This window comes from Pseudomonas sp. NPDC089547 (assembly GCF_050280665.1).
In the GTDB taxonomy this organism is placed as follows: Bacteria; Pseudomonadota; Gammaproteobacteria; order Pseudomonadales; family Pseudomonadaceae; genus Aquipseudomonas.
This window is the reverse complement of record NZ_JBNNVS010000083.1, coordinates 1-11,827: the sequence shown is the minus strand read 5'-3', so window position 1 is coordinate 11,827 and position 11,827 is coordinate 1. Positions and strand designations below refer to the sequence as shown.

General features: G+C 63.5%; 10 protein-coding genes. 8 read left to right on the top strand and 2 right to left on the bottom strand.

Going from position 1 to position 11,827, the window contains the following annotated elements; all coding sequences use genetic code 11:
• The first annotated feature begins 168 nt into the window (after positions 1–168).
• The 3 genes from ACQKPZ_RS27470 (at position 169) to ACQKPZ_RS27460 (ending at position 2,294) form a co-directional block, all read left to right on the top strand.
• The gene (locus ACQKPZ_RS27470; protein WP_016500875.1) at positions 169–603 is read left to right on the top strand and encodes an acyl-CoA thioesterase; all 435 of its coding nucleotides are present in this window, start codon (positions 169–171) and stop codon (positions 601–603) included.
• Positions 604–654: 51 nt separating this feature from the next.
• Positions 655–1,626 (top strand): tRNA dihydrouridine synthase, encoded by a 972-nt coding sequence (locus ACQKPZ_RS27465; RefSeq protein WP_427544318.1) that lies wholly within the window; start codon positions 655–657, stop codon positions 1,624–1,626.
• A 224-nt stretch (positions 1,627–1,850) separates the two neighbouring features.
• The gene (locus ACQKPZ_RS27460; protein WP_051099848.1) at positions 1,851–2,294 is read left to right on the top strand and encodes an Hsp20 family protein; all 444 of its coding nucleotides are present in this window, start codon (positions 1,851–1,853) and stop codon (positions 2,292–2,294) included.
• 187 nt (positions 2,295–2,481) lie between these two features.
• On the opposite strand, the gene ACQKPZ_RS27455 is transcribed toward ACQKPZ_RS27460, so the two are convergent.
• Positions 2,482–5,778 (bottom strand): PAS domain S-box protein, encoded by a 3,297-nt coding sequence (locus ACQKPZ_RS27455; RefSeq protein ID WP_427544315.1) that lies wholly within the window; start codon positions 5,776–5,778, stop codon positions 2,482–2,484.
• A 62-nt stretch (positions 5,779–5,840) separates the two neighbouring features.
• On the bottom strand, positions 5,841–6,716 hold the full coding sequence (locus tag ACQKPZ_RS27450) for a LysR family transcriptional regulator (protein ID WP_391137525.1): 876 nt from the start codon (positions 6,714–6,716) through the stop codon (positions 5,841–5,843).
• Positions 6,717–6,847: 131 nt separating this feature from the next.
• On the opposite strand from ACQKPZ_RS27450, the gene leuC reads away from it, so the two are divergent.
• The 5 genes from leuC to asd form a co-directional block, all read left to right on the top strand.
• On the top strand, positions 6,848–8,281 hold the full coding sequence (gene leuC / locus ACQKPZ_RS27445) for a 3-isopropylmalate dehydratase large subunit (protein WP_391137522.1): 1,434 nt from the start codon (positions 6,848–6,850) through the stop codon (positions 8,279–8,281).
• Positions 8,278–8,922: a 3-isopropylmalate dehydratase small subunit gene (leuD, locus tag ACQKPZ_RS27440; RefSeq protein WP_391137519.1), complete on the top strand. Its 645-nt coding sequence runs from the start codon at positions 8,278–8,280 to the stop codon at positions 8,920–8,922. Before leuC ends, leuD begins: the two co-directional genes overlap by 4 nt.
• Positions 8,923–9,051: 129 nt before the next feature.
• Positions 9,052–9,816 carry a class I SAM-dependent methyltransferase gene (locus ACQKPZ_RS27435; protein ID WP_427544312.1) on the top strand — a complete coding sequence of 255 codons (765 nt, stop codon included), beginning with the start codon at positions 9,052–9,054 and terminating at the stop codon, positions 9,814–9,816.
• A 54-nt stretch (positions 9,817–9,870) separates the two neighbouring features.
• On the top strand, positions 9,871–10,953 hold the full coding sequence (gene leuB / locus ACQKPZ_RS27430) for a 3-isopropylmalate dehydrogenase (RefSeq protein ID WP_391137513.1): 1,083 nt from the start codon (positions 9,871–9,873) through the stop codon (positions 10,951–10,953).
• Between the two features lie 63 nt (positions 10,954–11,016).
• The coding region (gene asd, locus ACQKPZ_RS27425) for an aspartate-semialdehyde dehydrogenase (RefSeq protein ID WP_427544309.1) at positions 11,017–11,827 on the top strand (811 nt) is incomplete at its 3' end.

The window sequence follows — 11,827 nt, the reverse complement described above, 5'->3', positions numbered from 1 at the left end:
GGGGCGCGCAGCGGCCCCAAAATCTCAGCCCCGGCACAGACTGCCGGGGCTGCTGCGCAGCCCATCGCGACACAAGGCCGCTCCTACAGGGGGCGCGTCAGCCTCACGGGGCTGGACATTACCCCACAGGTCGCTGCTAAATCCCCCTTTTCTGCCAAGGAAGCGAACATGAGCTGGGACCTGGCAACACCCTTCGTCATCGACCTGCGCGTCGGCAGCGAGGACATCGACGGCCTCGGCCACGCCAATAACGCGGTTTACGTCACCTGGCTGGAGCGCTGCGCCTGGCGCCACTCCCAACGCCTGGGGCTGGACCTGGCCGAATATCGGCGCCTGGACCGGGCGATGGCGGTGGTGCGCCACGAAATCGACTACCTGGCCGCTGCCTACGAGGACGACGAACTGCAACTGGCCACCTGGATCATCGACTGGGACCAACGCCTGCGCATGACGCGGCGCTTCCAGCTCAAGCGCCCGCGTGACGGCGTGACCCTGCTGCGTGCGCAAACCACCTTTGCCTGCATCGAACTGTCCAGCGGCAAGCCCAAGCGCATGCCGGCAGAATTCGTCGAGGGGTACGGCCCGGCGCTGATCGGCGCCTGAAACACCGGCAATTTTTGTTAGACTGCCGGCTTTTTCCGCCGAGACCCTCACATGCAAATTGCCCTGGCCCCCATGGAGGGGCTGGTCGACAACATCCTGCGCGACGTGCTGACCCGCGTGGGCGGTATCGACTGGTGCGTCACCGAGTTCATTCGTGTGTGCGATCGCCTGCTGCCGCCGTCGTCGTTCGACAAGCTGGCACCCGAGCTGCGCCGCGGGGCGCGCACGGCTGCCGGTGTGCCGATGCGTGTACAGTTGCTGGGTTCGGACCCGGTGTGCCTGGCGGAAAACGCCGCGCTGGCCTGCGAGCTGGGCGCGCCGGTGATCGACCTGAACTTTGGTTGCCCGGCCAAGACCGTGAACAAGTCGCGCGGTGGTGCGGTGTTGCTGAAGGAGCCGGAACTGCTGCATGCAATTGTGCGCGAAGTGCGTCGTGCCGTGCCGGCCGATATCCCGGTAACCTCGAAGATGCGCCTGGGCTTCGACAGCCCCGACGGTGCGCTGGAGTGTGCCACGGCGCTGGCCGAAGGCGGCTCGGCGCACCTGGTGGTGCATGCGCGGACCAAGGTCGAGGGTTACAAGCCGCCAGCGCACTGGGAGTGGGTGGCGCGGGTGCAGGATGTGGTCAAGGTGCCGGTGTTTGCCAATGGCGAGATCTGGACCGTCGATGACTGGCGGCGTTGCCGTGAGGTCAGCGGTGCCGAAGACATCATGCTGGGCCGGGGGCTGGTATCGCGCCCCGACCTGGGACTGCAGATTGCCGCGGCGCGAAACGGGCAGGACTATCAACCGATGAGTTGGGATGATTTGCTGCCATTGTTGCGCGAGTTCTGGCGCCAGGCGCAACACAAGCTGTCGCCGCGCTATGCGCCGGGGCGGATGAAGCAGTGGCTGGCGATGCTGACCCGTAGTTACCCTGAGGCGGTGGTGTTGTTTGCCGAGCTGCGTCGAGAGGATGATTGTGCACGGATCAGCCGCTTGCTGGGGGTTGAGGTTCAATCTCTGGAGGCATGTGTTGCCTGATCCGGCCCTTTCGCGGGCGCGCCCGCTCCCACAGGTATTGTGCTGGTCTTGAGGCCTGTGGTGATCCTGTGGGAGCGGGCGTGCCCGCGAAAAAGGCTGCGCCGATTTCAGATTTTTTCTGCTTGCCCCTTGAAAGCATTTCCCCTGGCCATATCTCTTGAGTACGCGATGCCGAAGTCGGGTCGCGTAATGACTTACTTGCTGAATCTCAGGAGTTCATGACCATGACCACCGCTTTCTCCCTCGCTCCACTGTTCCGCCATTCCGTTGGTTTCGACCGTTTCAACGACCTGTTCGAATCCGCGGCACGTAACGAGGCCGGTAGCAGCTATCCGCCCTACAACGTGGAAAAGCATGGCGATGACCACTACCGCATCGTGGTTGCCGCAGCCGGTTTCCAGGAGCAGGACCTCGACCTGCAGGTCGAGAAAGGCGTCCTGACCGTGACCGGTGGCAAGCGCGACAATGGCGCCGCTGAAGTGACCTACCTGCATCAGGGTATCGCCCAGCGCGCCTTCAAGCTGTCGTTCCGCCTGGCTGACCATATTGAAGTGAAAGCCGCCGGACTGGCCAATGGCCTGCTCAGCATCGACCTGCTGCGCATCGTGCCTGAAGAAGCCAAGGCCAAGCGCATCCCGATCAATGGCGACAAGCCAGCGCTGAACTGATCACGCTGATGTGAAGAAGGGCACCCCTAGGGGTGCCCTTTTTTGTGCTGCCTCACGCGGTCCCTTGTAGGAGCGGCCTTGTGTCGCGATGGGCTGCAGAGCAGCCCCAAAACCTGCGTACCACCACAGATTGCCGGGGCTGCGTTGCAGCCCATCGCGACACAAGGCCGCTCCTACAATGATCGTGTCAGTAGTCTGCAGGCGCCTCCAGCAGCATCTTGCGAAATTCCGGCAAAGGCAACGGTCGGCTGTGCAGGTAACCCTGGTACAAGTGACAGCCCAGCCGTTCGAGAAACTCCAGCTGCTCGGTCAGCTCTACCCCCTCGGCAATCACGGCCAGGTCCAGGCTACGGGCCATGGCGACGATGGCACGGACAATTTCCGCATCATTAGGGTCGATTGGCGCGTCACGCACGAAGGTCTGGTCGATCTTCAGCGCATCCACCGGCAGGCGCTTGAGATAGGTCAGTGAGGAGTAGCCGGTGCCGAAGTCATCCATGGCAAAACTCACCCCGTAGCGCTTCAGTTCACGCATCTTGCTGATGGTGTCTTCCAGGTTCTGGATGACGATGCCTTCAGTGATTTCCAGTTTCAGCATGTGCCGCGGCAGGCGATAGTCGTCCAGGCTGCGCAGCACCCGCCCGACAAAGTCGTTCTGGCGGAATTGCCGTGGGCTGATGTTCACGCACAGGCTGAAATCGTTCCCGTCGATCAGCCCGTCGGCCAGCATGCGGGCGCAAGCATCGCAGGCTTCGTCGAGGATCCAGCTGCCAACTTCCAGGATCAGGCCGCTTTCTTCCAACACCTGGATGAACTGCCCGGGTGGCTGCTGGCCCAGTTGCGGGTGGTGCCAGCGCAGCAGTACCTCGGCGCCGACGATGCGGTTGTCGCGGGCATCCACCTGCGGCTGGAAGTGCAGCGCCAGTTCGCCACGGGCCAGGGCCAGGCGCAGGTCGTTTTCCATGCGCAGCCGCTCGCTGGCGGCCTTCTGCATGGTGGTGTGGAACAGCTGAGTAGTGTTGCGCCCGGAGTCCTTGGCTCGGTACAGGGCAATATCGGCACGCTTGAGCAGGTCGGCCGGGGTGGCGCCATGGTCGGGGATCAGCGCCACGCCGATGCTCGGTGTTACCTGCAGGCGCTGGCCATCCAGCGACATGGGTTCGGCCAGCAGTTCGCGCAAGGTGTCGGCCAGTTCGCGTACTTTCTCCTCTACCAGTTCACGACTGCCTTCCAGGCCGCTGAGCAGTACCACGAACTCGTCGCCACCCAGCCTGGCCACGGTGTCTTCCAGGCGCACACTGGCTTCCAGGCGGGCGGTGATGATCTTCAGCACCGTGTCGCCCACCGGGTGGCCCAGCGAGTCGTTGATATGCTTGAAGTGGTCGAGGTCGAGGAACAACAGGGCGCCGCGCAGGTTGTGGCGTTTGAGCAGGGCAATCTGCTGGCTCAGGCGGTCCATCAGCAAGGCGCGGTTGGGCAGGTTGGTGAGCGGGTCATGGTAGGCCAGGTGGCGAATCTGCGCCTGGGCATTTTTCAACTGGCTGACATCGCGGGCGTTCAGCAACAGGCAATCCACTTCGTTGAGGGTGATCGGTTCCACCGACACCTCCACGGTAAGGATATCGCCACGCTTGTTGCGCCCCAGCATCTCGCGGTGGTGCACCCGGCCGCGGTCTCGCAGCTCGGCCAGCAGCGCGCTGCGTTGCTTGTCGTCGGCCCAGATGCCGATTTCGTAGACGGTATGGCCCACCACCTCGGCGGCGCTGTAGCCGGTCAGGCGGCAGAAGCCGTCGTTGATTTCCAGGTAACGGCCGCTGTGGCGCTCGGTGATGGTGATGGCGTCGGGGCTGGAGTGGAAGGCCTTGGCGAATTTCTCTTCGCTGGACTTCAGCGCGGCCTCGGCGCGTTGCTGCTGGGTAATGTCGCGCAGGGTGGTGACGCTGCAGGGCTGGTCGTCAACGGTGATCAGGCGGCTGGAGATCACGCAGGTCAACGGCGCGCCGTTGCGGTGGTTGACCACGACGGCGACGTTGCTCAGGGCCTGTTCCCGTATGACCCGCTCGATCCGTTGGGCGCGCTCGATGGACTCGGCCCACAAGCCGATTTCCTCGGCGGTGCGGCCGATCACCTGGTTGCTGTCCCAGCCAAAGGTCTGGCTGAACGCCGGGTTGATCTCGATGAACTGGCCAGTGTCCTGGCGGGTGACGCAGATCGGGTCGGGGCTGACCTGGAACAGGCTGGCAAATTTCTCTTCCGAAGCGCTCAGGCGCTGCTCTCGCTCCACCTGGTCGGTGATGTCGAGCAGGGTGCCGGCCATGCGCAGCGGGTTGCCCTGTTCGTCGCGGTACAGCCGGGCGCGGCTTTCGATATAGCGCGAAATGCCGTTTTCCAGCTGTACCCGATAGGTGATCTGGTAGTTGCCGGCAGGCCCTTCGCGCAGGCTGCGGTAGGCTTGGCGCATCGAGTTGCGTTCCTGCTCTGGCACACCCTCGAAAAACGCATCGAACGACTCGTGAAAAGGGATCGGCGGCAGGCCGTGCAGTTGTGCGGCGCGGGCCGAGCCGTAGAGCATGCCGCTGGGAATGTGCCAGTCCCAGGTACCCAGTTGTGCGGAGTCCAGGGCCAGGTCCAGGCGTTCCTGGCTGTCTTTCAGGGCTTGCTCGGCGCGCTTGCGCTCGGTGGTGTCGACGAAGGTGCTGATCAGGAAGGTGACGCCTTCCAGCTCGATACCCTGCGTGCAGAGGATGCCATCATGCACCTTGCCGCTGGTCGCACGGAACTGCACCTCCATGATCAACGGGCCGCTGTTGGCGCGGGTCGACTCCATCACCTGGTGGCGCTGCTCGGGGTTTACCCACAGCCCCAACTCCAGGCTGGTCTTGCCGATCACCTGGCTGCCGGGCCAGCCGAACATGTCTTCGAAGTGCTGGTTGACCTCGAAGATCATGCCGTCGTGGCGGCGGGTCAGCAAAATGGCATTGGGGCTGAGATGGAACAGGGTGGCAAAGCGCTTTTCCGAATTGATCAGGGCGGTTTCCCGCTCACGCTGGCGGGTGATTTCGCGGATCACCCCGATCATCTGTGGCCGGCCGTGTGAGTCGTGGGTCAGGCTGCCGTTGATCTCCAGCCAGTGCAGGCTGCCGTCCGGCCAGCGGATGCGGTGGCGCATGGCCTGCTCCACCGGTTCGCCGTTGAATACCGCCTGGAACACCTGGCGCGTGCGGGCGCGGTCTTCCTCGGGCAGCAGGTCGAGGTAGTCGACATCGGCCGGCAGCGGGCGCTGCGGGTCGAAGCCGAACAGGGCCTGGGTGCCCCGTGACCAGCTGACCCGGCCGCTTTCGATATCCCATAGCCAGGCCCCCAGGCGTGCGCCGTTGAGGGCCGCCAGCAGCTGCGGGGCGTTTTGCCAGGCCTGTTCGGATTCCTGGGGGTCGGCCGCAGGTATTCGCGGCAGGCGCAAAAAGCGGTTTGCTGATTTGGGCATCGGTACCAGACCTTTGGCGTATGACGCGTCCTTGGTTTCGGAAATACCTGGCTGACGGCCGGTCAGGCGGGCCCCGCGTGGCTGTCGAGCAGGGCCATGAATGCCCTGGCCGCGTTCGATAGCGTACGCTCCGTGTGCAAAATGTAGCCTAGCTGGCGCGACAGCTGTATGCCGGGTAAAGCGATAGGTGCAACCTGTTCGTCGAGCATGGTGCGCGGCAATACGCTCCACGCCAGGCCGATCGACACCATCATCTTGATGGTTTCCAGGTAGTTGGTGCTCATGGCGATGTTCGGCGTAAGGCCCTGGCTTTCGAACAGGCGCTGGACGATGTGGTGGGTGAACGTGTTGCCACCGGGGAAAACCGCCGGGTGGCGGGCCACATCGGCCAGGCCCACTGCATTGTTGGCCAGCGGGTGCTCGGGGGCGGCCACAAAGTCCAGGGCGTCGTCCCACACCGGCACGGCCTTGACCAGGTGATGGGGCTCTGGCGCCAGGGTGATCACGGCTATTTCGGCACGGCCATGCAGGATTTCGTCGTAGGCCTGTTCCGAATCCATGAACTGAATATCCAGCGCCACCGCCGGGTACTGGCGGGTGAACACCCGCAACAACGGCGGCAAGCGATGCAGGCCGATGTGGTGGCTGGTGGCCAGGGTCAGGCGACCGCTCACCGCCCCGTTCAGGTTGGTCAGTGCCCGGCGGGTATCATCAAGGACATTGAGGATCTGGTAGGCCCGCGGCAGCAGGGCGCGCCCGGCCTCGGTCAAGGTCACCTCGCGGCCCAGGCGGTCGAACAGGCGCACGTCCAGTTGCTGCTCAAGGCCCGCGATGCGTTTGCTGATGGCCGGCTGTGTCAGGAACAGGCGTTCGGCCGCCCCCGAGAAGCTGCCGGTTTCGGCGATGGCGATAAAGGCGCTGAGGTTGGCCAGGTCCATGGTTTTGTATTCCTTTGGGTTATCCAAAGCATAAAAATTATGAATTTGAGTTATTCAATCTAACCCCATAGCATCGTCCATACAAGCCAAGGGGTTTTTGGCATAGAAAGACGCTGATGAGGAACAGTCTGATGGCTGGCAAAACGCTCTACGACAAACTCTGGGAAGCCCATGAGGTCAAGCGCCGTGATGACGGCTCGTCCTTGATCTACATCGACCGCCACATCATCCACGAAGTGACGTCGCCCCAGGCCTTCGAAGGCCTGCGCCTGGCCAACCGCAAACCTTGGCGCATCGACGCCAACATCGCCACGCCCGACCACAACGTGCCAACCACGCCAGAGCGCAAGGGCGGTATCGGGGCCATCGTCGACCAGGTGTCGCGCCTTCAGGTGCAGACCCTCGACGAGAACTGTGACGAATACGGCATCACCGAATTCAAGATGAATGACGAGCGCCAGGGCATCGTCCACGTCATCAGCCCGGAGCAAGGTGCCACCTTGCCGGGCATGACCGTGGTCTGCGGTGACTCGCACACCTCCACCCACGGCGCCTTCGGTGCCTTGGCCCATGGCATTGGCACCTCCGAGGTCGAGCACGTGCTCGCCACCCAGTGCCTGGTCGCCAAGAAGATGAAGAACATGCTGGTGCGTGTGGACGGCCAATTGCCGGCCGGCGTTACCGCCAAGGACATCGTGCTGGCCGTGATCGGCAAGATCGGTACCGCAGGTGGCAACGGCCACGCCATGGAGTTCGCCGGCAGCGCCATCCGCGAGTTGTCGATGGAAGGCCGCATGACCATCTGCAACATGTCGATCGAAGCCGGTGCCCGTGTGGGCCTGGTTGCCACCGACGCCACTACCGTTGCCTACGTCGAAGGCCGCCCTTACGCGCCAAAAGGCGAGCAATGGGAACAAGCGGTCGAGTCTTGGAAAGACCTGGTGTCGGATGACGACGCCGTCTTCGACACCGTGGTCGAACTGGACGCAGCACAGATCAAGCCGCAAGTCAGCTGGGGCACCTCGCCCGAGATGGTCCTGGCTGTTGACCAGCGTGTACCAGACCCGGCTGCCGAAGCCGACCTGGTCAAGCGTGGCTCTATCGAACGCGCCCTCAAATACATGGGCCTGACCGCCAACCAGGCGATTACCGATATCCAGCTGGACCGCGTGTTCATTGGCTCGTGCACCAACTCGCGTATCGAAGACCTGCGTGCTGCGGCTGAAATTGCCAAGGGCCGCAAGGTAGCCGCTACCGTCAAGCAGGCTATCGTCGTGCCGGGTTCGGGCCTGGTGAAGGCCCAGGCCGAGCGTGAAGGCCTGGACAAGATCTTCGTCGAAGCCGGTTTCGAATGGCGTGAGCCAGGCTGCTCGATGTGCCTGGCGATGAACCCGGACCGCCTGGAGAGCGGCGAGCACTGCGCGTCCACCTCCAACCGCAACTTCGAAGGCCGTCAGGGCGCCGGTGGCCGTACCCACCTGGTCAGCCCGGCCATGGCCGCCGCTGCCGCGGTAACCGGCCACTTCATCGATGTCCGCGAGTTGATCCAAGGGAGCGCAGCATGAAAGCCTTTACCCAGCACACTGGCCTCGTCGCGCCGTTGGACCGTGCCAACGTCGACACCGACCAGATCATCCCCAAGCAATTCCTGAAGTCGATCAAGCGCACCGGCTTTGGCCCTAACCTGTTCGACGAATGGCGTTACCTGGATGTGGGCCAGCCTTACCAGGACAACAGCAAGCGCCCGGTGAACCAGGAGTTCGTGCTCAACCACGATCGCTACCAGGGTGCCAGCGTGTTGCTGGCGCGGGAGAACTTCGGTTGCGGCTCCAGCCGCGAGCACGCCCCATGGGCGCTGGACGAGTACGGTTTCCGCAGCATCATTGCACCGAGCTTTGCCGACATCTTCTTCAACAACAGCTTCAAGAACGGCCTGCTGCCGATCATCCTCAGCGATGAAGAAGTGGACGAGTTGTTCAAGCAGGTTGAGGCCAACCCGGGCTACCAGCTGACCATCGACCTGCAAGCGCAGGCGGTGACCCGCCCGGATGGCAAGGTACTGCATTTCGAGATTGATGCATTCCGCAAGCACTGCCTGCTCAACGGCCTGGACGACATCGGCCTGACCTTGCAGGACAGCGACGCGATCAAGGCCTTCGAAGGCAAGCACCGCGCCGGGCAGCCTTGGCTGTTCCGCGATGCCTGAAGTTTGTAGGTAGCAGTACTGGCCTCTTCGCGGGCTCGCCCGCTCCCACAAGGGTTACGCGATCGTTGTGGGAGCGGGCATGCCCGCGAAAGGGCCGGTACAGGCAACAAAAATCTAAAGGATCAAGACATGACCAGCACCCAGCACACCGACGTGGTCCAACGCCAGTTCGGCGAACAGGCCAGTGCCTACCTCAGCAGCGCCGTGCACGCCCAGGGCAGCGAATTCGCCCTGCTGCAGGCCGAGCTGGCGGGGCAGGGTGCTGCCCGCGTGCTGGACCTTGGCTGCGGTGCCGGTCATGTCAGTTTCCACGTCGCCCCGCTGGTTGCTGAAGTGGTCGCCTACGACCTGTCGCAATCCATGCTCGACGTGGTCGCCAGCGCCGCCGCCGAGCGCGGCCTGACCAATATCACTACCGAGCGCGGCGCCGCCGAACGCTTGCCGTTCGCCGATGCCTCGTTCGACTTCGTGTTCAGCCGTTACTCGGCTCACCACTGGAGCGACCTGGGCCTGGCCCTGCGCGAGGTACGCCGGGTTCTCAAGCCAGGTGGCGTGGCGGCGTTCATCGACGTGATGTCGCCGGGCAGCCCGCTGCTCGACACCTACCTGCAAACGGTCGAGGTGCTGCGCGACACCAGCCATGTGCGCGACTACTCCGCCGCCGAATGGCAGCGCCAGATCAGCGAAGCCGGCCTGCATGTGCGCAGCCACACGCGCCAGCCACTGCGCCTGGAGTTCACCAGCTGGGTCGAACGCATGCGTACACCCGAGCCGATGCGCGTGGCCATCCGCCAATTGCAGCAAGCCATGGGCGAAGAAGTACGGCAGTATTACCAGATCGAGGCCGACGGCTCGTTCAGCACCGATGTGCTGGTGTTGTGGGCCGAGCGTTAAGCACTTTTCGGTGGGGCCCGTTTGGCCGCACCGCGTGAATGGATAGAGGAAAGCATGAGCAAGCAGATTCTGATTCTCCCAGGTGACGGTATCGGCCCGGAAATCATGGCCGAAGCGGTCAAGGTGCTGGAACTGGCAAACGACAAGTTCCAGCTCGGTTTCAGCCTGGAGCACGACGTGATCGGTGGCGCCGCCATCGACAAGCACGGCGTGCCGCTGGCCGACGAAACCCTGGCGCGTGCGCGCAAGGCCGATGCCGTGCTGCTGGGCGCCGTGGGCGGTCCGAAATGGGACAAGATCGAGCGTGACATCCGCCCGGAGCGCGGCCTGCTGAAAATCCGTTCGCAGCTGGGCCTGTTTGCCAACCTGCGCCCGGCCATCCTCTACCCGCAACTGGCCGATGCCTCGTCGCTGAAACCGGAAATCGTGTCGGGGCTGGATATCCTCATCGTCCGTGAACTGACCGGCGGTATCTACTTCGGTGCCCCGCGCGGCCAGCGCGAGCTGGAAGGCGGCGAGCGCCAGGCCTACGACACCCTGCCGTACAGCGAAAGCGAAGTGCGCCGCATTGCCCGTGTCGGCTTCGACATGGCCCGTGTGCGCGGCAAGAAGCTGTGCTCGGTCGACAAGGCCAACGTCCTGGCTTCCAGCCAGCTGTGGCGTGAAGTGGTCGAAGACGTGGCCAAGGACTACCCGGATGTGGAACTGAGCCACATGTACGTCGACAACGCTGCCATGCAGCTGGTGCGTGCACCCAAGCAGTTCGACGTGATGGTGACCGACAACATGTTCGGTGACATTCTGTCGGATGAAGCTTCCATGCTCACCGGTTCCATCGGCATGCTGCCTTCGGCGTCGCTGGATGCCGACAACAAGGGCATGTACGAGCCGTGCCACGGCTCGGCACCGGACATTGCAGGCCTTGGCATCGCCAACCCGCTGGCGACCATCCTGTCGGTGTCGATGATGCTGCGTTACAGCTTCAATCAGTCGGCTGCCGCCGAGGCGATCGAGAAGGCCGTGAGCCTGGTTCTGGACCAGGGTTTGCGTACCGGCGACATCTTCTCGGAAGGTTGCCGTAAAGTGGGTACGCAGGAAATGGGCGACGCAGTAGTCGCAGCGCTGCGGAATCTGTAATCTCTCTGGCCCGCCACCCCAAATTCCCGGTGGCGGCCCACTTTTAGCGAAGGTGTAGTTGCGATGAAACGTGTAGGTCTGATCGGTTGGCGCGGTATGGTCGGTTCCGTGCTCATGCAGCGGATGCTGGAGGAGCAGGATTTCGACCTTATCGAGCCGGTGTTCTTTACCACCTCCAATGTTGGCGGCCAGGGCCCGAGCGTGGGCAAGGATACAGCGCCACTCAAGGACGCTTATTCGATTGAAGAACTCAAGACCCTCGACGTGATCCTGACCTGCCAGGGCGGCGACTACACCAACGAGGTCTTCCCCAAGCTGCGTGAAGCCGGCTGGCAGGGTTACTGGATCGACGCCGCTTCGTCCCTGCGCATGCAGGATGACGCGGTGATCATCCTCGACCCGGTCAACCGCAAGGTTATCGACCAGCAGCTGGACGCCGGTACCAAGAACTACATCGGCGGCAACTGCACCGTCAGCCTGATGCTGATGGGCCTGGGCGGCCTGTTCGAAGCCGGCCTGGTCGAGTGGATGAGCGCCATGACCTACCAGGCGGCCTCGGGTGCCGGCGCGCAGAACATGCGCGAGCTGATCAAGCAGATGGGTGCCACCCACGCCGCCGTGGCCGATGACCTGGCCAACCCGGCCAGCGCCATCCTCGACATCGACCGCAAGGTTGCCGAGGCCATGCGCAGCGAAGCCTACCCGACCGAGAACTTCGGCGTGCCGCTGGCGGGCAGCCTGATCCCGTGGATCGACAAGGAACTGCCGAACGGCCAGAGCCGCGAAGAGTATCCGCTTCGACCTGGCGACCATCCTTGGCCGCTACCGCGAGGGCTACAGCGAGCGCCACGGCTTCCTCGTCGCCTGCCGCCAG

What these genes read in the sequence shown, in the direction of transcription:
- ACQKPZ_RS27470 (WP_016500875.1), top strand. Translation starts at nt 169, where the DNA reads ATGAGCTGGGACCTGGCAACACCCTTCGTCATCGACCTGCGCGTCGGC.
- ACQKPZ_RS27465 (WP_427544318.1), top strand. Translation starts at nt 655, where the DNA reads ATGCAAATTGCCCTGGCCCCCATGGAGGGGCTGGTCGACAACATCCTG.
- ACQKPZ_RS27460 (WP_051099848.1), top strand. Translation starts at nt 1,851, where the DNA reads ATGACCACCGCTTTCTCCCTCGCTCCACTGTTCCGCCATTCCGTTGGT.
- ACQKPZ_RS27455 (WP_427544315.1), bottom strand. Translation starts at nt 5,778, where the DNA reads ATGCCCAAATCAGCAAACCGCTTTTTGCGCCTGCCGCGAATACCTGCG.
- ACQKPZ_RS27450 (WP_391137525.1), bottom strand. Translation starts at nt 6,716, where the DNA reads ATGGACCTGGCCAACCTCAGCGCCTTTATCGCCATCGCCGAAACCGGC.
- leuC (WP_391137522.1), top strand. Translation starts at nt 6,848, where the DNA reads ATGGCTGGCAAAACGCTCTACGACAAACTCTGGGAAGCCCATGAGGTC.
- leuD (WP_391137519.1), top strand. Translation starts at nt 8,278, where the DNA reads ATGAAAGCCTTTACCCAGCACACTGGCCTCGTCGCGCCGTTGGACCGT.
- ACQKPZ_RS27435 (WP_427544312.1), top strand. Translation starts at nt 9,052, where the DNA reads ATGACCAGCACCCAGCACACCGACGTGGTCCAACGCCAGTTCGGCGAA.
- leuB (WP_391137513.1), top strand. Translation starts at nt 9,871, where the DNA reads ATGAGCAAGCAGATTCTGATTCTCCCAGGTGACGGTATCGGCCCGGAA.